19 protein-coding genes are annotated in these 19,155 nt (G+C 64.2%); 13 read left to right on the top strand and 6 right to left on the bottom strand.

Translation table 11 applies throughout. The annotated features are described in order from the left end of the window. The first annotated feature begins 20 nt into the window (after positions 1 to 20). The gene (gene lepB, locus HFP57_RS09630) at positions 21 to 914 is read left to right on the top strand and encodes a signal peptidase I (RefSeq protein WP_176869567.1); all 894 of its coding nucleotides are present in this window, start codon (positions 21 to 23) and stop codon (positions 912 to 914) included. Then, the gene (locus tag HFP57_RS09635; RefSeq protein WP_176869568.1) at positions 911 to 2,029 is read left to right on the top strand and encodes an AI-2E family transporter; all 1,119 of its coding nucleotides are present in this window, start codon (positions 911 to 913) and stop codon (positions 2,027 to 2,029) included. The genes lepB and HFP57_RS09635 overlap by 4 nt, the downstream gene beginning before the upstream one ends. 22 nt (positions 2,030 to 2,051) lie before the next feature. Here the strand turns inward: HFP57_RS09635 and HFP57_RS09640 are convergent, their stop codons facing one another. The 3 genes from HFP57_RS09640 to panC all read right to left on the bottom strand — a co-directional run bounded on the left by HFP57_RS09640 (position 2,052) and on the right by panC (position 4,072). Further along, positions 2,052 to 2,639: an FKBP-type peptidyl-prolyl cis-trans isomerase gene (locus HFP57_RS09640; RefSeq protein WP_176869569.1), complete on the bottom strand. Its 588-nt coding sequence runs from the start codon at positions 2,637 to 2,639 to the stop codon at positions 2,052 to 2,054. Between the two features lie 131 nt (positions 2,640 to 2,770). Next, entirely contained in the window at positions 2,771 to 3,067 is a 297-nt protein-coding gene (locus HFP57_RS09645; RefSeq protein ID WP_176869570.1) for an SEL1-like repeat protein, read from the bottom strand. A gap of 159 nt (positions 3,068 to 3,226) precedes the next feature. Continuing rightward, complete coding sequence (panC, locus tag HFP57_RS09650) at positions 3,227 to 4,072, bottom strand: pantoate--beta-alanine ligase (RefSeq protein ID WP_176869571.1); 846 nt, start codon at positions 4,070 to 4,072, stop codon at positions 3,227 to 3,229. A gap of 90 nt (positions 4,073 to 4,162) precedes the next feature. Here panC and HFP57_RS09655 point away from each other — a divergent pair, with 90 nt between their 5' ends. The 5 genes from HFP57_RS09655 (at position 4,163) to HFP57_RS09675 (ending at position 7,783) form a co-directional block, all read left to right on the top strand. Next, positions 4,163 to 4,954 carry a division plane positioning ATPase MipZ gene (locus HFP57_RS09655; protein WP_176869572.1) on the top strand — a complete coding sequence of 264 codons (792 nt, stop codon included), beginning with the start codon at positions 4,163 to 4,165 and terminating at the stop codon, positions 4,952 to 4,954. Positions 4,955 to 4,961: 7 nt separating this feature from the next. Further along, positions 4,962 to 5,378 carry a J domain-containing protein gene (locus HFP57_RS09660; RefSeq protein ID WP_176869573.1) on the top strand — a complete coding sequence of 139 codons (417 nt, stop codon included), beginning with the start codon at positions 4,962 to 4,964 and terminating at the stop codon, positions 5,376 to 5,378. A 79-nt stretch (positions 5,379 to 5,457) separates the two neighbouring features. After that, positions 5,458 to 6,840 (top strand): phosphoglucomutase/phosphomannomutase PgmG, encoded by a 1,383-nt coding sequence (gene pgmG, locus HFP57_RS09665; protein ID WP_176869574.1) that lies wholly within the window; start codon positions 5,458 to 5,460, stop codon positions 6,838 to 6,840. Beyond that, complete coding sequence (locus tag HFP57_RS09670; protein ID WP_218135010.1) at positions 6,840 to 7,250, top strand: DUF1801 domain-containing protein; 411 nt, start codon at positions 6,840 to 6,842, stop codon at positions 7,248 to 7,250. The genes pgmG and HFP57_RS09670 overlap by 1 nt, the downstream gene beginning before the upstream one ends. Positions 7,251 to 7,291: 41 nt before the next feature. Then, the gene (locus tag HFP57_RS09675; RefSeq protein ID WP_176869575.1) at positions 7,292 to 7,783 is read left to right on the top strand and encodes a hypothetical protein; all 492 of its coding nucleotides are present in this window, start codon (positions 7,292 to 7,294) and stop codon (positions 7,781 to 7,783) included. Between the two features lie 237 nt (positions 7,784 to 8,020). On the opposite strand, the gene HFP57_RS09680 is transcribed toward HFP57_RS09675, so the two are convergent. Together HFP57_RS09680 and HFP57_RS09685 are read right to left on the bottom strand one after the other, a co-directional pair. Further along, positions 8,021 to 9,019, bottom strand: a complete 999-nt coding sequence (locus tag HFP57_RS09680) for a ligase-associated DNA damage response exonuclease (protein WP_176869576.1) — start codon at positions 9,017 to 9,019, stop codon at positions 8,021 to 8,023. A 46-nt stretch (positions 9,020 to 9,065) separates the two neighbouring features. After that, positions 9,066 to 9,980: a sulfotransferase domain-containing protein gene (locus HFP57_RS09685; protein ID WP_176869577.1), complete on the bottom strand. Its 915-nt coding sequence runs from the start codon at positions 9,978 to 9,980 to the stop codon at positions 9,066 to 9,068. A gap of 111 nt (positions 9,981 to 10,091) precedes the next feature. Between HFP57_RS09685 and HFP57_RS09690 the strand changes: the two genes are divergently transcribed. The 6 genes from HFP57_RS09690 (at position 10,092) to pdeM (ending at position 17,436) form a co-directional block, all read left to right on the top strand. Continuing rightward, entirely contained in the window at positions 10,092 to 12,521 is a 2,430-nt protein-coding gene (locus tag HFP57_RS09690) for a ligase-associated DNA damage response DEXH box helicase (RefSeq protein ID WP_176869578.1), read from the top strand. A gap of 143 nt (positions 12,522 to 12,664) precedes the next feature. Next, positions 12,665 to 13,123, top strand: coding sequence for a hypothetical protein (locus HFP57_RS09695; RefSeq protein WP_176869579.1), 459 nt, complete (start codon positions 12,665 to 12,667; stop codon positions 13,121 to 13,123). Between the two features lie 384 nt (positions 13,124 to 13,507). After that, on the top strand, positions 13,508 to 13,918 hold the full coding sequence (locus HFP57_RS09700; protein ID WP_176869580.1) for a hypothetical protein: 411 nt from the start codon (positions 13,508 to 13,510) through the stop codon (positions 13,916 to 13,918). Between the two features lie 171 nt (positions 13,919 to 14,089). Beyond that, the gene (locus HFP57_RS09705; protein WP_246263013.1) at positions 14,090 to 15,298 is read left to right on the top strand and encodes a dipeptidase; all 1,209 of its coding nucleotides are present in this window, start codon (positions 14,090 to 14,092) and stop codon (positions 15,296 to 15,298) included. Positions 15,299 to 15,338: 40 nt separating this feature from the next. Beyond that, positions 15,339 to 16,742 (top strand): MFS transporter, encoded by a 1,404-nt coding sequence (locus HFP57_RS09710; protein WP_176869581.1) that lies wholly within the window; start codon positions 15,339 to 15,341, stop codon positions 16,740 to 16,742. Positions 16,743 to 16,773: 31 nt separating this feature from the next. Next, a complete protein-coding gene (gene pdeM, locus HFP57_RS09715; RefSeq protein WP_176869582.1) occupies positions 16,774 to 17,436 on the top strand; it encodes a ligase-associated DNA damage response endonuclease PdeM in 663 nt (220 codons plus the stop codon). On the opposite strand, the gene HFP57_RS09720 is transcribed toward pdeM, so the two are convergent. Next, positions 17,399 to 18,916 (bottom strand): MFS transporter, encoded by a 1,518-nt coding sequence (locus HFP57_RS09720; protein ID WP_176869583.1) that lies wholly within the window; start codon positions 18,914 to 18,916, stop codon positions 17,399 to 17,401. The genes pdeM and HFP57_RS09720 overlap by 38 nt on opposite strands. Positions 18,917 to 19,155: the final 239 nt, after the last annotated feature.

The following is a 19,155-nucleotide window of genomic DNA, read 5'->3' on the forward strand; positions in this document are numbered from 1 at the left end:
GTGAATTGGATCAGGAACGCATGAGCGACAGCGACGAACGACTGGCTGCCGCCCTGCAGGCGAGCGAGGATTGCGCTGCCGCATCGGACGACAAGCCCGAAAAAAAGCAGACTGACTGGTGGGGCGAGATCAAGGGGATTTTCTGGCTCGTCCTCGCTGTGCTCGCCTTTCACAGCTTCGTCGCCAAGCCTTTCTATATCCCGTCGGAATCGATGATGCCCGGCCTGATCCAGGGCGATCGGCTGGTGGTGACCAAATATCCCTATGGCTGGTCCTACGTCTCGCCCTCCTTCCACGTCCTGCCGTTCATCGAAGGGCGGTTGTTCGGGCGGATGCCCGAGCGCGGCGATATCGTGATCACCGTACCACGCGGCGGCCGTTCCGATTACATCAAGCGCGTCATCGGCCTGCCGGGCGACACGATCGAGGTGCGCGGCGGCGCCGTCTTCCTCAACGGTACACCGTTGCGCCGCGAACAGCGCGAACCGGCGATGATCCCGATCGACGCCAATGTGCCGTGCAGCGACTTTCCGGCATTGGCGACGACCGGCAGCGACGGCCGGCGCTATTGCCGCATGCCTGTCTACCGCGAATACACGCCCGAAGGCCGCTATTACGATACGGTCGATCTCGGACCCTCGCCCGCCGACTATTATGGCCCGGTGACGATTCCCGAAGGCCATCTCTTTCTGATGGGGGACAATCGCGATCAGTCCGCCGACAGCCGCGCGCCGCTGATCGGCGGCGGCCTGGGCGGGCCGGTCCCGGTCGAAAGCATCGGCGGCCGCGCGGAATTCATCACCTTCTCGCTCGACGGCACGTCGCAATGGTACAACCCGATCAGCTGGTTCTCCGCGATGCGCAGCGGCCGGGCCGGCACCGGCCTCCATCCGGGTCAGGTGGGAGCCGAATGAACGGGCAGGACGAACGCCCTGGCCCGTATGACGGGCGAGCGGGCCCGGCCGAGGTCCGCGACCCGGTAATCCGGCAAGAACTGAAACGGGCCATCGCGTGGGCGATGGTCGCGATCGCCGTCATTCTTATCTGGCAGCTGGCCCAGGCGCTGCTGCTGATCGTCGCCGGACTCGTCTTCGCCTCGCTGCTCGACGGCGGAACGAAGCTGCTGCGCCCGATCATCCCCTACAGCCGGCCCTTGCGACTATTCATCGTGGTACTGCTGATCGTCGGCGGTATTGCGGGAGTCGGCTGGCTCGCCGGTATCGAGATTGCCGCCCAGGCCGGTGAACTCCGGACCACGCTGACGGAGCAGTTCGCACTGTTGCTGGCATGGCTGGACGAGCTGGGCATGACGCCGGGCGGCATCGAGATCACGCAGATATTGCGAGATGTCCTCGGATCGGTAGGCAGCCTCACATCGGCACTGGGGTCGGCCGTCAGCGGGGTGGCGACGCTGTTCCTCGTTATGGTGATCGGCCTGTTCGTCGCCATCGATCCGAATATCTACGACCGCGGTGTCCAATGGATGCTGCCGCGCGGCACCCGGCCGGAATTCCGCCGGACGACGGCGCGGATGGCCAAGACGCTGCAGCGGCTGCTCGCCGGTCGCGTCCTCGGCATGGTCTTCGAAGGGTTCATAACCTGGCTGGCGCTGACGATCGTCGGCGTGCCTATGGCCCTGCTCCTTGGCATCTTGGCCGGGTTGCTGGCTTTCATCCCCAATATCGGCGCATTCATTACCGGCGTGCTGATGGTCGCCGTCGGCCTGAGCGCGAGCCCGGAACTCGGCCTCTACGCCTTTTTCATCTATCTCGGCGTGCAGACCTTCGACGGCTATGTCGTCATCCCGATGGTCGCCAAGCAAACGGTCGACCTGCCGCCGGCGCTGACGCTGTCGGCCCAGATCCTGTTCGCCGCCCTGTTCGGCATTATCGGCCTTGCGCTCGCCGATCCGATCGTCGCGATGGTCAAGGCGGCGCTCGAACGGCGGTCCGAACATAATGACGAGGAAGAGGAAGAAGCGCAGCGCCGGGCCGCGGCGGCGGGCGCGACGCCGACCGATCCGGGCTGATTTTCGTCAGATGACCCTTGGCCTACTGGCCGGGCGCAGCGCCTTCTGGCTGCTGGCCGCCTAGACCCATTTGCTGCATCTGGATCTGCATCAGCTGTTCGCGCGAAATGAAATCGATCAGTTCGACATCGAAAACGAGCACTGAATCTGCGGGAATCGGGCTGCCCGGAGGCGGGTCCTCGCCATAGCCGAGCGCGGGCGGTATCCAAAAACGGTAACGCGCACCGCGGCTCATCAGCCGGATGCCCTCGGCCCAGCCGGTGATCACGCCATCGAGCGGCAGTCCCTGCTGCTCGTTCGCGTCGAACACCGTGCCGTCGATGAGCCGGCCCTCATAATTGACGATGACGCCCGCGCCCGCACCCGGGCTGCCCGCCTCGTCGCCTTCTTCGAGAACCTGATATTGCAGCCCGGAATCGGTTTCGATCACGCCCGACCGGCCCGCATTCCAGCTCAGAAAATCTTCCGCCGTGCCGTTCATTGCGATCGGCCTCGCCGTGGCGTGCCAGGCGAAAACGGCTGCACCGGCCAGCAACAGGAATATGCCGATCCACAATTTGGTGAGCGTGCCCTTTTCGATGGGGCGAAGCGGAACGGCGGTGATCGACATGGTCTTTTCCCAACTGGCTGCGCGGGGCAAAAAATATGGGCCACCCCTATGGAGCAGCCCCTCAAAAATCCAGAACTAAAATCCGGATCAGATCTGTAAGCGCGGTCCCGACGGGCCGCACCGTCACCGGTTCAGGCCGCGCGGCGTTCCAGAGAGGACAGCCAGGCGCGCGCCTGTTTCTGCGCCTCGGCGATCTCGCGCGCCGTCATCTCGTCGGAGATTTCCGCCCGGCAGCGTTGCGCCTTCTCGTGCCCTGTAACGGCAGCGAGATTGAACCATTTGTGCGCCTCGATCAGGTCGATATCGAGCCCGTCCGTGCCCGCCGAATAGGCGATACCGAGATCGAAATAGGCATTCTCGTCGCCGGCAGCCGCATCCCTGAGGCGGCTTTCGATCAGAAAATTCGCGGTTGCGGCACTATACGCCATGATCTTGTCCCCTTGTTGACTGTCGTCGGGAGAAGGCTTGGAGGGTTATGGATAATAAAAGGTTAATGCGGAAAGAGAGTTTTCTCGTCAGACTCAACCTGTCGGTCGAACAGGCTGGTGCGGCGACTTTGCGCGAGCAACGTTCTGACAAACAAACTCCTAGCGCGGCTCGACCGCGATATTGTCGATCAGCCGGGTCTTGCCGATGCGCGCAGCTGCCAGCAGGCGCGCCGGCCGCTCGAGCGTTTCGACCGGAGCCAGGGTCTCCGCATCTCGCAGCTCGATATAGTCCACCGTCGCGAAGCCCGCTTCGAACAGCTTCGCCTTGGCCGCGATGATCGCATCGGCCACCGTTTCGCCGCCGACGATCGCCGCGGCCGTTTCCCCAAGCGCGTCGGGCAGCGCCACGGCATGCTTCCTTTCGTCGTCGCTCAGATAGGCGTTGCGAGAGGACAGTGCCAAGCCGTCCGCCTCTCGTATAGTTGGTACCCCGATAATCTCGACCTGAAAGTCGAGATCGCGGGCCATGCGCCGGATCACGGCCAGCTGCTGATAGTCCTTTTCACCGAACAATGCGTAATCGGGCAGGATCTGGTTGAAGAGTTTGGCGACAACCGTCGCCACGCCGTCGAAATGGCCGGGGCGGGAATCGCCGCACAGCCCTTCGGTCACGCCCGAGACGCTGATCGATGTCGAATGGCCGGCGGGATAGACTTCCTCGCGCGACGGCGCCCAAAGCAGGGCGCAGCCCGCACTTTCCAGCTTCGCGCGATCCGCCTCCTCGGTTCGCGGATAGGAATCGAAATCCTCGCCTTCGCCAAACTGTGTCGGATTGACGAAAATCGAGGCGACAACGTGATCGGCCACTTCGCGCCCCCGAGCCACGAGCGAAAGATGGCCATAGTGCAGCGCCCCCATCGTCGGCACCAGTGCGATCGTGCTGCCATCGGCTCGCAGATCGCGCACCGCCTCGCGGACCGCCATTAACCGTCTCGCCAATTGCACCTGTTCTGCACCTCCGATATGTCGGCGATGCTTTTGAGCGGGCGGGGGTCCCGAATCAAGCAAGTTGATCTTTACAGGGGACGACGCGCCTTGGCCGATTGCCATTTTATCGTATTCGCCAATGAGAAAGGCGGCACCGGCAAATCGACGACCGCCGTGCATACGGCCGTTGCGCTGGCCGCCGCGGGACGCGAGGTCGCGGTACTCGACCTCGACAGCCGGCAGCGCACGACCACCCGTTATCTCGAAAACCGCGAGGCCAGCGCCAAACGGCTCGGTACGGCGATTCCCACGCCCCGCTTCATCGTCAACGAGGCGGACAATCTGGTCGGTTTCGAGCGCAGCATGGACGTGCTGTGCGCTGACAGCGAGTTTCTGATCATCGACACGCCGGGCCGCGACGATCCTCTCGCCCGGATATCGGCGGCGCGCGCCGACACGCTGGTCACGCCGCTCAACGACAGCTTTGTGGATCTCGACCTGATCGGCGAGGTCGATCCGGAAACCTACATGATCCGTCGCCCGAGCTTCTATGCCGAGATCGTCTGGGACGCGCGCAAGGCCAAGGCGCAGACCGGCGGCGAGGTCGACTGGGTGGTACTCCGGAACCGGCTCCAGCATATCGAGGCGAAAAACATGCGGCGGGTCGCGCAGGCGCTGAACGATCTTGCCCGCCGCGTCGGGTTCCGCGTCATACCGGGCCTCTCCGAACGGGTCATCTATCGCGAACTCTTCCCGAGTGGGCTGACCCTGCTCGATATCGATCATTTCGAAAGTGTCGGCCTGAGCCATGTCGCCGCCCGCCAGGAACTGCGCGAAATGGTGTCCGCGCTGCACCTTCCCGAAATGGGGGTTACACAGGACATGTTCGAGACGGTATAAGGGCCCCATGTACATCTTCCTGCTGATTGCCGCTGCTATCGCGCTTTGGGCCTGGAAAACGGGTCGGTTGCGCGGCAGCGACAGCGGGGACTGGGCGGCGATCGCGGCGGTCGTGCTCGGCTTCAAATGGTTTTCTTCGGGTCAGGGCATCCTCGCCCTCATCTGTTTCGCAGGCGTCGCCGCCTGGGCCGCCTATCGATCGCAACAGTTCCGCCGGGCGATGATGCCGGTATCCGAAGCCCGCGAACTGCTCGGCGTCGGCGAAGATGCGGATCATGATACGATCCGCGCGGCCCATCGTCGGTTGATCGCCCGCGTCCATCCCGATGCCGGTGGCTCGGCCGAACTTGCGCGCAGGGTCAATGCGGCGCGCGAGATCCTGCTCTCCGAGGTCCGCAAACAGGTCCCCGGTCGCAGCGAATAGCGCCCTTTGATCTTGCGCACATAGCGCCCGTAGGCGAAGGCGCGACCGGTACGAACCGACAGGACAGCAAGGAGCCTTCATGACCCATCAGTTCCACCCGACCACGTTACGTGAATATGACATTCGGGGCGTCGTCGGCGAAACGCTGGGCGCGGACGACGCCCGTGCGATCGGGCGCAGTTTCGGGACATTGATCCGCCGGGCGGGCGGCAGCCGGGTCGTGGTCGGCTATGACGGCCGGACAAGCTCGCCGATGCTCGAAGCGGCGCTGGTCGAAGGGCTGAATGCGAGCGGTGTCGATGCGGTGCGAATTGGATGCGGGCCGACGCCGATGCTCTATTTTGCCGAAGCGACCCTAGAAGTTGATGGCGGCATAGAGATAACCGGCAGCCACAATCCCCCCGATTATAATGGCTTCAAAATGGTCTTTCAGCACGGACCGTTTTTCGGCGCCGATATCCAGCGGCTCGGGGCCATGGCGCTCGCCGGGGACTGGGAGACCGGGTCCGGGACGAGCGAGGCCGTCGACATCGCCGACACCTATGTCGATCGCCTCGTGGCGGGCCATGCGGGCGGCGAATTCCGGATTGGCTGGGATGCCGGAAACGGAGCCGCGGGCGCGATCGTCGAGAAGCTTGTCGCGAGACTTCCCGGCGTGCATTTCACGCTCTTCACCGATATCGACGGGTCGTTTCCCAATCATCATCCCGATCCTACTGCCGAGGCGAATCTCGCAGACCTCAAACGGCTCGTCGCGGAGAACAATCTCGATTTCGGAGTGGCTTTCGACGGCGATGGCGACCGGATCGGCGCGATCGACGGCACGGGCCGGGTGATCTGGGGCGATCAGCTGCTCGCGATTTTTGCCGAGCCGGTGCTGAAGAAGGAGCCCGGCGCAACGATTATCGCCGATGTGAAGGCCAGCCAGGCATTGTACGACCGGATCGCGGAGCTCGGCGGAGAGCCGCTGATGTGGAAGACCGGCCATTCGCTGGTCAAGTCCAAAATGAAGGAAACCGGCTGTCCGCTCGCCGGCGAGATGAGCGGCCATGTCTTTTTCGCACAGGACTATTACGGGTTCGACGACGCGCTCTACGCGGCGGTACAGCTGATCTCGGCGGCGCATGTCCTGGGCAAGAGTGTCACCGAGTTGCGCAGCGCGATCCCCGACATGATCAACACGCCGGAAATGCGCTTCCAGGTCGATGAGAGCCGCAAGTTCGCGGTCGTCGACGAGGTGCTGGACCGGCTGCGATCGGAAGGCGCGGACGTCAACGATACGGACGGCGCCCGGGTCAACACGGAGGATGGCTGGTGGCTGTTGCGGGCGTCCAACACGCAGGATGTGCTCGTCGCGCGCGCCGAGGCGAAGAGCGAGGCGGGGCTCGACCGGCTGATGGCGCAGATCGACGCGCAGCTCGCGGCATCGGGGCTGGAGCGGGGACCGCAAGCGGGGCATTGATGGCGGCACCCGATTTCCGATCGGACGCCGTGCGCGCGAAATTCGTGGCCTATCCGGACGCGATGCGGGAGAAGCTGCTCGAATTGCGCGACCTTATCTACGAGGTGGCGGCCGACAACGACGATATCGGCCCGCTCGAGGAAACGCTGAAATGGAACGAACCCGCTTATCTGACAACGCGCAGCAAATCGGGCACGACCATCCGGATCAACGCGCATAAGGGCTCGGCGAGCGAGTTCGGCCTGTACGTCAGTTGCCAGACCGACCTGCTCGACCGCTACCGGGCGCTCTATTCCGACGATCTGCGGTTCGAGGGCAACCGGGCGATCCTGTTCGAAGCCGTCGATCCCCTGCCCATCGAGCCGCTCCGGCACTGTATCGCGATGGCGTTGCTCTACCATCACACATAGCGGCGCGGGAACATTAGACACTCGCCCGCCGTTCCAACTGTATGAGAGACGAATTTTACGCGCTGCTCGGCGGCCTTATCATCCTCCTACTCGCATTCGGCGCATGGCTGGCGATCGGAAGCGTCTTCAGCCAGTATGAAGCGATCCGCCTGATCGAGACACTGTCGCGATCGGCGCTCTATTTCGGATCGGCGACCGCCACGGCATCGGCTACTATTCTCGCGTTGATGCTCACTCTGGTCGGCATGACCAACCGTGCGGAGTCGGATTTCGACGATGGCGTCTATCGCCGCATCTTTCGCGTTTCGACCTATGCGACGACGACCCTATGCGGCTCGGTCGTTCTGCTCCTCGCCCTGACCTTCCCGGTCGGGGAATTCGAAAACCTGCCGAGCAACTGGTACAGCTGGCTCTACCGCTTCCTCTTCGGCGGAGTATCACTGCTGTCCGCGATGCTTGTCGCGACGATTTTGCTGCTGTTCTTCACGATTCGCGATGTCGTCCGGAAGATCACGCCAAGCGACATCGTCTGACCTGATTGTCCGGACTAATTACCGGCCGACGGAGCCTCCAGGCCACGAAAACCGAGCCGCTGCATTTTTTGCAACGCACAATCGTGTTTTCGCACTTGCAGCAAATGAATCAATGGCATATTACGAACCTGCCTTTTCAGGCATCCTCTCCTATACTTCAGGGTCGCCCCTCACCGGGCGGCCCTTTTTTACGGTTTTGTGACGCGCTGCAACACGCTGGACATATCGATTGACGCGTTACTCGTCCTCGTCTTCCCGGCCGACCAGCGCCAGCGCCCGTGCCTTGATCTGCCGCGCCTCGCACCAATGAACGAGCGCATCCTCGCGGCCATGGGTCACCCAGACCTCCTTTGGCCGAAGTTCCTCCAGCGTTCCGGTGAGTTCGTCCCAATCGGCATGGTCCGAGACGATCAGCGGCAGTTCGACGTTGCGTTGGCGGGCACGCTGTCGGATTCGCATCCAGCCTGAGGCCATCGCGGTTACGGGATCGGGAAGCCGGCGTGACCAGCGGTCGTTGAGCGCACTGGGCGGCGCCAGCACGATCGCTCCGCGCATCTCGTCCTTGGGTGTATCGGTCGCCGGACGCAGTTCGCCGAGATCGATGCCATGGTCGCGATACAGATCGCACAGCCGCTGGAGCGCACCATGGATGTAGAGGGGCGCATCATGCCCCGCATTGCGCAACTCGCAGATCATCCGCTGCGCCTTACCGAGCGCATAGGCGCCAACCAGCACGCAGCGATCCAGGTTGGCGGCCAGCGTGTCGAGTATCTTCGCCACCTCCTCGGCGGTGTCGGGATGGCGGAACACCGGCAGGCCGAACGTGGCTTCCGTAACAAAGATATCGCAGGGCACCGGTTCGAAGGGCGGGCAGGTCGGATCGGGGCGGCGCTTGTAATCACCCGATATGACCACCCGTTCGCCGCCATGGTCGAGTACGATCTGCGCGGACCCGAGCACATGTCCGGCGGGCACGAACCGTGCGGTGACGTCGCCCAGCTCGATCGTTTTCCCATAGGCGACCGGTTTTGCCTTCTGCTCGCCATAGCGGACATCCATGATCGCGAGAGTTTCGGGCGTCGCCCAGACCGCCCCATGCCCACCGCGCGCGTGATCGGCATGTCCATGGGTGACGAGTGCGCGCTCCTTTGGCTGGGACGGGTCGATCCATATATCGGCAGCCGGAATGTAAATCCCTTCCGGCCGGGGGTCGATCCAGTGTCCGAGACGCGTCATCGCGCCCATATGGTTGCAATCGCGCGCAATTCCCAGCCCGACACGATCAGGTGGAGGCGCGGCGCCGGATTTGCGCGTCGAGCGCGGCATAATCGGCAAAACCGGTGCGCGGCGCCACGAGCTCGGCCCAGATCTCGTCCAGCCTCGCAGCGGTCTCCGCCTGGAGCTCGGTCTTGTGTCCGCCGACACCGCCCTTGCGTACCTTGGCCGAATCCCCGCCGGCCGGCAGACCGCATCGCTGCTCGGAAGCAGCGCGCATCATCGCGTCGGCGAACTTGGCCTTGTTGTCGAGCATGTAGGCGAGCGAAGATCGCTCGAGGGTCAGCGCCAGCAGTTCCGCGTCGAGTTCGATGTCGCAGAATTCGGCAAGCCGGCGCGTATGCCCCTCGGGATCCTCGATCATATGCTCATAGGTGAAGAGCAGCGTATCGGCCTCGTCGATGCGTTCCCACCAGCTTAGCAAATGGCGCCAATACCCCTTTTCCTGCGGGTCGTCGCCGATCCAGCCATGGACGAACCGTTCGATCGGCACCGTGCCCGGTTCGATGAACCAGCCTTCCATGAATTTGTGCATCGAGACGAGCGCGTCCTTCGGATTGCGCAGCGAGACGATATAGCGGGCACCCCGGGGCATATCGTCATAGGAAAGATGGCTCTTGAAGCCCCGCGGTTCCGCGCGTTGCTCCGCATTGATGTCGATGCCGAGCAATTCGGCCGTCTCGACCCAGGGGACGACCGCGGAAATGTCGTCGAAATCCATATCGCCCCCGGTACGCAGCGTATGGAACGCCTGCTGGAGCCAGGTGGTGCCACATTTGCCATAGGGCGAGATGACCACATCCGTCGGTCGCGGGTCTAAGGCCGCGATAGACCGCGCGACTTCTTCGGGGACGAACATCTGCCCGATCAGGGCTCCGAATTCCTCGGCCGTCTCGGCCCGGCGCTGGGTTGGCTCCGCCATGTACGATCCCCACTATTCCCGATGTTCCGCTATCGGCCAGCGGCGGATCGAACTCAAGGAACCGATCGCGCCGATGCTCGTAAATATCAGCCGATCGTCTAGATTGGCGGAATGGACGCTACTCCGCCCCTGCCCGGCATTATCGGCGAATGGTTCGCGAGCAGGGGCTGGGACGTTCGGCGGCATCAGATCGACATGCTGGAAGCGGCGCGGCGCGGCCGGCACGCGTTACTGGTGGCGCCGACCGGCGCCGGCAAGACGCTGGCGGGATTCCTGCCCAGCCTTGCCGAACTGGTCGAGGCGCCCACGGACGGCCTCCACACACTCTATGTGTCGCCGCTGAAGGCGCTGGCCGTCGATGTGCAGCGCAACCTGCTTGGCCCGATCGCGGACATGGGTCTCGATATCCGGGTCGAAACGCGGACCGGCGATACGCCGCACAACCGCAAGGTGCGCCAGCGGCAGAAGCCGCCGCACATGTTGCTGACCACACCGGAATCGCTGAGCCTGCTGATCTCCTATTCCGACAGCGCGAACCTGTTCGCCGACCTCAAGACCGTGATCGTCGACGAAGTTCACGCTTTTGCGACACAGAAACGGGGCGACCTGCTGAATCTGTCGATGGCGCGGCTGCAAAAATTCGCGCCGAGCTTGCGGCGGGTAGCGCTCTCGGCGACGGTGGCCGATCCGCAGGGCTATGCACGCTGGCTGGCGCCCGATGCCGATGCGGACACGGTCGCTATCGTGACGGGCGAGGCCGGCGCCGAGGCCGATATCTCAATCCTGCTGCCCGAGGACCGGGTCCCCTGGTCCGGCCATTCGGGCAGCTATGCGACCGAACAGGTGATGGCGACCATCGCCGCGCACAAAACGACGCTCGTCTTCTGCAACACACGCGGGCTCGCCGAGCTGATCTTCCAGGATCTATGGAAGGCGAATGGCGGCGAACTGCCGATCGGCATCCATCACGGCTCGCTCTCCCGGGAGGCGCGGCGCAAGGTGGAGGCGGCGATGGCGCGCGGCGAATTGCGCGGGCTGGTGGCGACCGCGAGCCTCGATCTCGGCGTCGATTGGGGGGATGTCGATTGCGTCGTGCAGATGGGCGCACCCAAGGGCGCCTCGCGCCTGCTCCAGCGGATCGGGCGCTCGAACCACCGGCTCGACGAGCCCTCCAAGGCGATCCTCGTCCCGGGTAACCGCTTCGAATATCTCGAAGCGCGCGCCGCGCTCGATGCGGTCGCCGAGCGCGAACTCGATCCCGATGTCTTCCGCCCGGGCAGTCTCGATGTGCTCGCCCAGCATATCATGGCCTGCGCCTGTGCGGGACCGTTCGAAGAAGCGGAGATGCTGGCCGAAATCCGCTCGGCGGCACCCTATCGCGATCTGCCATCGGCCGAATTTACGCGCGAACTCGATTATATCGCGAGCGGCGGATATGCGCTGCGCGCCTATGATCGCTACAAACGGCTGAAGAGCGAAGTCGATGCGGACGGACAGACGATTTGGCGCGTCAGCCATCCCAAGTTCGAGAAACAGCATCGCCTCAATGCCGGGATCATCGTCGATGCGCCGGTGCTCGATGTGCGGTTCAAAAATGGCCGGAAGCTCGGCACCGTCGAGGAGTATTTCGCGGCGACGCTATCGCCCGGCGATACGTTTTTCTTCGCGGGCATGAGCCTTGAGGTGATCGGCATCAAGGATACCGATCTTACCGTCCGCGCCTCGTCCCGCCCGGCGCGTATCCCGACCTATGTCGGCGCGCGCATGCCGCTGACGACCAATCTCGCCGACCGGGTGCGCGGATTTCTGAACAACCCGGCCGAATGGGAGGCCTTTCCCGAGGATGTCGAGGAATGGCTGCGCGTCCAGTCCGAACGCTCGGTGTTACCCAAACCGGGAGAATTGTTGATCGAGACCTTCCCGCACGACGACCGGCATTTTATGGTCGCCTACAGCTTCGAAGGCTGGAACGCGCACCAGTCGCTCGGCATGCTGGTGACGCGGCGCATGGAGACCGCGGGGCTCAAACCGATCGGCTTCGTCGCCAACGATTACAGCTTTGCCGCCTATTCGCTCGAGCGCGTCCGCGACCCCGCGCCGCTCTTCTCGCCCGATATCCTGGAAGACGAGTTCGTCGACTGGGTGCAGGGCAGCCATCTGCTGAAGCGCGCCTTCCGGGAGGTGGCCGTGATCGGCGGGCTCGTCGAACGCCAGCATCCGGGCAAGCGCAAGACGGGCAAGCAGGTCACCTTCTCGACCGACCTGATCTACGACGTGTTGCGCCGCTATGAGCCCGATCATCTGTTGCTCGAGGCTGCCTGGGCCGATGCGCGGACCAAGCTCACCGATGTCGGACGGCTGGCGGGATTGCTCGATCGCGCTGCCGACACGATGGTCCATGTCGATCTGCCGCGCGTATCGCCGCTCGCCGTACCGGTGCTGGTGCTGATCGGCCGCGAACATGTGGCCCAAGGGACTGTCGATGACGCCTTGCTGATCGAAGCAGAATCGCTCGCCAGCTTGGCAATGACAGACGACTAGATACTGCAATTCGTAATAAAAATCGCGATTTGTCGATAGAATTCGGACGTTTGTCGTCGAAATCCCATTTGTCGATCTTCGCCTTGCCTCGGTCGAGTTGCTCTGGCCATTGCTGTGTTGCCCGCCCAATACAGTATAGTCGGTTGGATACCGGCATATTGTCAGTCGAGAGGTTCAGGAGATTTCAGATGCGTTCCATTTGTGCAAACAATACCGGGTTCGCGCTCGCAGCGCTCGCCCTTGCCACGACAGCATCGACGACCCTTGCCGACCCCGCCGCCGCGCAGGACGAAACGCAATCGGCCTTGTCGGCGCAGCAAAGAGCCCAGGCCTTTGTCGATGTATTGAATGAGGGAAACAGCGCGCGAGCCAGGTGGGTTCGCGACAGCTTCGCTTCGATGGCGCGTTATCGCATGCATCTGAATCAGGTCAATGAGATCGCCAGAAGCGCCGAAGAACTGACGCTGATCAGCGCAGTCGAGAATGACAACGCCATAACGATGTCGGTGGGCGGCGAACGCGATCAAACCTTGACGATCACGCTGTTCAAGGATGAGCGCCGGCCCGAGAGATACACTTCGATTTCGGTTCGCGGCCTCTGACCGCAAACACCGTCGGTATCTGGCGGTGTCGATCTTGCGCCGACATATATATCGTGTCTCGGCCACTCGATTACGCGGGCGGGACACGATCGCGCGGGACGCACCCGCATCGCCGCACCGCAATCCTGCGTTTACGGAGCGAGGCCGCTGCCGGACCAATTGCAGAAACAGCTACAGTCAACCTGTGCATGCCGATTTTATTACTAAACGACCTATATTTGGGTCATTTATCGACAATATTTCGACGTTTGTCGTTACGAATCGGTTCATCGACATATTCCTGCCGCCTGTCGAAACTTGGGCGACATGGCTGTATTGCTATTCTAACACACCCTGACCCGGGCGGTTCCGCACGGGCCCGAATAATTGGTTCAGGAGTGTATTATGTTTGCGAATATCACCACGAAAACCCGTCTCGTACTCGCGGCGTTCGCCCTTCCCGCCATGGGCATGACGGCAATGGCCGCACCCGCGAGCGCCCAGTCCGAAGCGGAGACCATGAGCGCGCAGCAACGCGCCGAATCCTTCATCGCGGCGCTCAATGGAAGCAGCGGCGAACGGTCGCGCTGGGCCAGAGACAATCTGCTGTCGGACGGTTCCTACCGGATGCGCGTTCAGGAGTTCAACCGGATCGCCCGCCGGACCGGCGACCTCGAGCTGCTCGAGGTCGCCGAAATCGACAACGGCATGGTGCTTCGGGTCCGCAACGGCAACGGCCGGACGCATGCGATCAGCGTCATTATGGACGATCGCCGACCCGACAAGGTGCTCGGCATCGGCATGCGCGGCCTCTAGGCCCCCATCCGCAAAGTTGCCCGGTCGCACTCCAGCGACCAAGACCAGCCGTCCGTCGCGCGTGGCAATGGCGTCGCGCGCGCCGGGCGGCTGGCATGCTTTTGGCCGCGACTTTGCGCTTCGGGACCGCTACGTTCGTCCCCTACCATTCGGGCATCAGGGGAATATGACGTGCGGAAATATGGGCTTGGAATCGGTGCAGGCGTCATGGCGCTACTGGCGACGGCCTGCGCGCCAATGGAACGCCCGGTTTCAACGCCGGCGGCTGTCCATGAGCGCCTGCTGACCCTCGACACCCATCTCGACACCCCGCTCCATTTCATGCGCCCGGGTTGGAACATCGCCGAACGCCATGATTTCGTCATCGACAACAGCCAGGTCGATCTGCCGCGCATGATCGAAGGCGGGCTCGATGGCGGCTTTTTCGTGATCTGGACGCCGCAGGGCGAACTGACCGAAGAAGGCTATGCGAACGCCGCCGCGATGGCCGAGGCGCGGCAGCAATCGATCCTCGCCATGCTTGCCGCCAATCCCGAAACCTTCGCGCGCGCCGACCGGGCCGACAGCGCGGCCCGGATCGCCGCGACCGGCCGCCGTTTCGTCTATCAGAGCATCGAGAACAGCTATCCGCTGGGCGAGGATGTCGGCGCGCTGCAACGATTCTACGACAACGGGGTACGGATGGTGGGGCCCGTCCATTCGGCGACCAATCAGTTCGCCGACAGCGCCACCGGCGAGGATCGCTGGGGTGGCCTCAGCCCGCTCGGCCGCGAACTCATCGCCGAGATGAACCGCCTCGGCATCATTCCCGACGGCTCCCACGCTTCGGACGCGGCGTTCGACCAGATGGTCGCGCTTTCCGCGACGCCGATCATCCTGTCGCATTCCGGCCCCAAGGCCGCGCACGACCATCCGCGAAATATCGACGACGACCGGATCCGGCGGCTCGCCGAAACGGGCGGGGTCATCGCGGTCAACAGCATCTATCTCGCGCCGCGCAACAATTCGCCCGAGTGGCAGGAAATGGGCCGGCGCTTCATGGAAATGTTCTCCGAATCGCGCGAGATGCAGCAGGCCTATGTTCGCGACCTGCGCGCGCTTCAGGCCCGCGAACCTCGCGAAGACGCCGATTTCGAAATGTTCATGGCAAGCCTGATGCATCTGATAGACATCGCCGGCGTCGACCATGTCGCATTCGGGGCGGACTGGGACGGCGGCGGCGGCGTCGAGAATATGCGCGACATCACGGCGCTGCCGATGATCACCGCCCGCCTGCTCGCCGCCGGACAAGACGAGAGCGATCTCAGCAAGATGTGGAGCGGCAACGTGTTGCGGCTGCTTCGCGCGGCCGAAGCCCATGCGGCGAGCCTCGGCGATTAAGGCCACTGTCCTTCCCGACGAGCGCTTGTAAAAGGCGCGGATGAGCGCGACTTCATCGGCCGAAGATACCGCGAGCTGGCGGGAGACGCTGGCCGACGGCCGCTGGCCGGCCTTCGCGCTGATCATGCTCGGCATCTGGCTGATGGCAGCCGATGCGCTGGTGACGACGACGATCATGCCCAGCGTCGGGCGCGATCTCGACGGCTATGCCTGGTTCGGCTGGGCGACGTCCGGCTATCTGGTCGGCGTCGTCGCGGCGGCTTCCTGCGCGGGCTGGCTGTCCGACCGCGTCGGCCTGCGGCCCGCGATGATCGGCTCGGGCATCCTGCTCGCAATCGGCTGCGCGGTCAGCGCCCTGGGACCCGACATGCCGACATTCGTCGCGGGGCGGATGGTACAGGGTCTGGGCGCCGGCTGGGTCGCGGGTTTCTGTTACGTCACGATCAACCTGGTGTTCGAGGAACGCTATCTGGTCCGGGTCTTCGCCGCCGCGACGAGCATATGGGGCGTCGCGACTTTTGTCGGGCCGCTCGTGGGCGGGCTGTTCGCGGATGCGGGGAACTGGCGCGGCGTCTTCTGGCTGTTCGCCGCCCAGGCGATCCTGTTCGCGATCGCCACCGGCCGCCTCGTTCCGGCCCGCGAACGGAAACCGGGCGCCGGCGGACTGCCCTGGCTCCAGATCGCCCTGATCGTCCTCGGCGTCAGCGCGCTCTCGATCGCGGGCGTCGTCGAACGGGGCCCCGTACAGTTGCTTCTCGTACCGTCGGGGATTGTCCTGCTCGCCGCCGCGATCGTCATTGACCGTCGGGCCCGTGAAAGACTGTTGCCGCGCAATGCCGCGCGGTTCGGAACGCTGATCGGCGCGGCCTATGCGACCTATTTCCTGCTGCTCGCCGGCGAAGTCGGCTTTGCGATCTACGCACCCGCCATCCTCCAGTTCACCAACGGCCTCAGCGCAACCCAGGCCGGCTATGTCGTCGCCATCGAGGCGCTCGCATGGACGGCGGCGGCGCTGGCCGTGGCCGGTTCCGGCGCGGTCTGGCGGCGGCGCTGGATCGTCATCGGCGCGGCCCTGGTCCCGGCGTCGCTGGTTTTGCTCAGCCTGGTGCTGGCGAGCGGCATGCTGGTCCTCGTCATCATCGGCGGCGCCTTGCTCGGCGCCGGGTTCGGCCTCTCCTACAGTTTCATCAGTCGCGCGGTGATGACCTCTCTCGACGAGGACGAGCGGGCGACCGGATCGGCCGGGATCGGCGCGGTGCGCGATGCGGGGGCGGCTACCGGCGCCGCCGTTGCCGGTATCGCCGCCAACCTGACGGGTTTTGCGCAAGGGCTGACGCCGGAAAGCATCGCCCTGGCGGGTTTCTGGGTCTGCGCGATCGGCGTGCCGCTGGCGCTGCTGGGCCTGCTCGCCGCCAGCCGGCTTGCCCGTATCGCGGCCCCTTGATTAGCATGTCCGCGCCCGGCACATAGGAAAGATGGTTCGCTTTTCGTTCTCCGGGCACGATCTCGTAGCATTGCCGCAGGCCGCTTTGTTTTGGCCCGCGCGCAATGCGCTACTCGTCGCCGATCTCCATTTCGAGAAAGCGAGCTGGTTCGCGCGGTTCGGGCAGATGCTGCCGCCCTATGACAGCGAGGCGACCCTGGCCGATCTCGAAGCGCTGGTAGCCGCCACCGACGCGCGCGAACTCTGGTGCCTCGGCGACAGTTTTCACGACAGCGCAGGCAGCGAGCGGCTGTCGACGCGCGCGCGCGCCAAGCTCTCGGCGCTGACCGAGCGCCTGGACTGGACCTGGATCACCGGCAACCATGACAGCGCGCTCGATGCGGACTGCGGGGGCCGGATCGCCGAAGAGGCGGAGGTCGACGGGCTGATGCTGCGCCATGAGGCCGATGCAAGCGATCCGCGCCCCGAACTGTCCGGCCATTTCCACCCGAAACTGCGTATCCGCGTGCGCGGCAAGGGCGTGTCGCGCCGCTGCTTCGTCGCGACCGAACGCAAGCTGGTCCTCCCAGCCTTCGGCGCGCTGACGGGCGGGCTCGATGCCGGACATCCCGAGATCGTCCGCGCGGTCGGCCCGGACGCCGAAGCGCTGGTGCCCGTTAACGACCGGCTGCTGCGCTTTCCGCTGGCGGCTTAGGGTCCTTCTCCGGCCCGATCATGAACCATGACAAAAGCGCGGCCAGCGCGGCCCAGCTGGCGGCGACAAGCAACGAGACCGAATGGGCGCGTGCGAAACTCGCTTCGACCGCGCTATAGGCGGCGCTGCCCGCCTCCGGGAATTGGCCGAATTCCAACTCCTGCCCACCGCCCGCAAACACCGTCGCGCTGACTGCCCCGATGATCGCGATGGCGAACAGGCCCGCGATCCGGCTCGCCGCGTTGTTGACGCCCGATGCGGTGCCCGTCTGGCTGTCGGGCGCGCTGTTCATCACCATCGTCGTCAGCGGCGAGACGACGAAGGACATGCCGATCGCGAGCAGGATCAACGGTCCGACGACGCCCACCCAATAACCGAGCGCGGTGAACGACATCCAAACGATCGCCGCCGCGGCAATCGCCGAACCCGCGGTCAGGAAAAGGCGGGGGCCATGATCTTCGGCGAGTCCCGCCATCGGCCGCGACAAGAGGCCGATGATCACGCCGAGCGGCAGCATCGTCAGCCCAACCTCGGTCGCGCTTAGGCCCCGCCGCCCGATCAGGTCGAACGGCAGCAGGAACAGCACGCCGCCCAGTGCGCCATAGAGGCAGAGAGTCATCGCATTGGCGCCCGCGAAACGCCGGTTGGCGAATAGTTTAGGGGGCATGAGCGCATTGCGCGCGCTGCGTTCGGAAAAAACGAAGAGAATCACCAGCACGGCACCGACGCCGATCAGCCCGAGCGGCCTTGCGGTCGCGCCTTGTTCCGACAGGGATGTCAGCCCCAGGGTCAGCATGCCGAAGCCCAGCGCCGCGAGGATCGCGCCGCGCCAGTCGAGCGGCCCCGTTTCCTCCTCGTTCCGGCTTTCCGGCACATAGCGCAGCGCGAGGAACAGCGCGGCGAGCGCGAAGGGCGGCGCGATCCAGAAGGCGGCCCGCCAGCCGGTCGCATCGAGCAGCATCCCGCCGAGCGACGGGCCGACCGCCGTGGTCAGTGCCGAAACCGAAGCCCAAAGGCCGATGGCGCGGCCGCGTATCTCTTTGGGGAAGGACGCAGCGATGATCGCGAGGCTTTGCGGCACCATCAGCGCCGCGCCGATGCCCTGCACGATCCGCCCGCCGATCAGGAATTCGCTCGTCGGCGCGAACCCGCAGGCGATCGAGGCGAGGGTGAAGATGACGATCCCGATGACGAATATCCGCCGCCGCCCATAGCGGTCCCCCGCCCCGCCGCCGATCAGGATCAGCGCACCGAGAAACAGCGTGTAGCCGTTGGATATCCATTGCAGCGCGCCATAACTCGCGCCGAGATCGCGCTGAATCAGCGGCAGCGCGATCAGGATGATCGAACCGGTGACCGAGGCGATGGCCGAAGCCATGATTGTCGCCGCCAGCACATAGGGCCGCGCCGCTTCCTCGCACGGAGCATCGGCGCTGCGTTCACGCTCGGCGCATTCGGGGCGATCATGGAGCGATTCCATGGATATAGGGCTTGGGCGGAACGACGCGGCGAAGCAAGCGCAGTTGGATGGATTTGATTGTCGGAAATTTTCTAGCGAAAGTTCGCGGCACCGGGATTCTGTTATCAGACTCGACCTTTCGGTAGAGCGCCGCCCCGGCCCTCTCCCCCTCCCACCAGGGTATACTCAATGGGAGGTGGGGAGGGGGAGAGGGCCGGTGCGGCGACGTTGCGCTAGCACGTTCTGACAAACAAAATCCG

The sequence above is a fragment of the Parasphingopyxis algicola genome (assembly GCF_013378075.1).
In the GTDB taxonomy this organism is placed as follows: domain Bacteria; phylum Pseudomonadota; class Alphaproteobacteria; order Sphingomonadales; family Sphingomonadaceae; genus Parasphingopyxis; species Parasphingopyxis algicola.

What these genes read in the sequence shown, in the direction of transcription:
- lepB (WP_176869567.1), top strand. Translation starts at nt 21, where the DNA reads ATGAGCGACAGCGACGAACGACTGGCTGCCGCCCTGCAGGCGAGCGAG.
- HFP57_RS09635 (WP_176869568.1), top strand. Translation starts at nt 911, where the DNA reads ATGAACGGGCAGGACGAACGCCCTGGCCCGTATGACGGGCGAGCGGGC.
- HFP57_RS09640 (WP_176869569.1), bottom strand. Translation starts at nt 2,639, where the DNA reads ATGTCGATCACCGCCGTTCCGCTTCGCCCCATCGAAAAGGGCACGCTC.
- HFP57_RS09645 (WP_176869570.1), bottom strand. Translation starts at nt 3,067, where the DNA reads ATGGCGTATAGTGCCGCAACCGCGAATTTTCTGATCGAAAGCCGCCTC.
- HFP57_RS09660 (WP_176869573.1), top strand. Translation starts at nt 4,962, where the DNA reads ATGTACATCTTCCTGCTGATTGCCGCTGCTATCGCGCTTTGGGCCTGG.
- pgmG (WP_176869574.1), top strand. Translation starts at nt 5,458, where the DNA reads ATGACCCATCAGTTCCACCCGACCACGTTACGTGAATATGACATTCGG.
- HFP57_RS09670 (WP_218135010.1), top strand. Translation starts at nt 6,840, where the DNA reads ATGGCGGCACCCGATTTCCGATCGGACGCCGTGCGCGCGAAATTCGTG.
- HFP57_RS09675 (WP_176869575.1), top strand. Translation starts at nt 7,292, where the DNA reads ATGAGAGACGAATTTTACGCGCTGCTCGGCGGCCTTATCATCCTCCTA.
- HFP57_RS09680 (WP_176869576.1), bottom strand. Translation starts at nt 9,019, where the DNA reads ATGACGCGTCTCGGACACTGGATCGACCCCCGGCCGGAAGGGATTTAC.
- HFP57_RS09685 (WP_176869577.1), bottom strand. Translation starts at nt 9,980, where the DNA reads ATGGCGGAGCCAACCCAGCGCCGGGCCGAGACGGCCGAGGAATTCGGA.
- HFP57_RS09690 (WP_176869578.1), top strand. Translation starts at nt 10,092, where the DNA reads ATGGACGCTACTCCGCCCCTGCCCGGCATTATCGGCGAATGGTTCGCG.
- HFP57_RS09700 (WP_176869580.1), top strand. Translation starts at nt 13,508, where the DNA reads ATGTTTGCGAATATCACCACGAAAACCCGTCTCGTACTCGCGGCGTTC.
- HFP57_RS09710 (WP_176869581.1), top strand. Translation starts at nt 15,339, where the DNA reads ATGAGCGCGACTTCATCGGCCGAAGATACCGCGAGCTGGCGGGAGACG.
- pdeM (WP_176869582.1), top strand. Translation starts at nt 16,774, where the DNA reads ATGGTTCGCTTTTCGTTCTCCGGGCACGATCTCGTAGCATTGCCGCAG.
- HFP57_RS09720 (WP_176869583.1), bottom strand. Translation starts at nt 18,916, where the DNA reads ATGGAATCGCTCCATGATCGCCCCGAATGCGCCGAGCGTGAACGCAGC.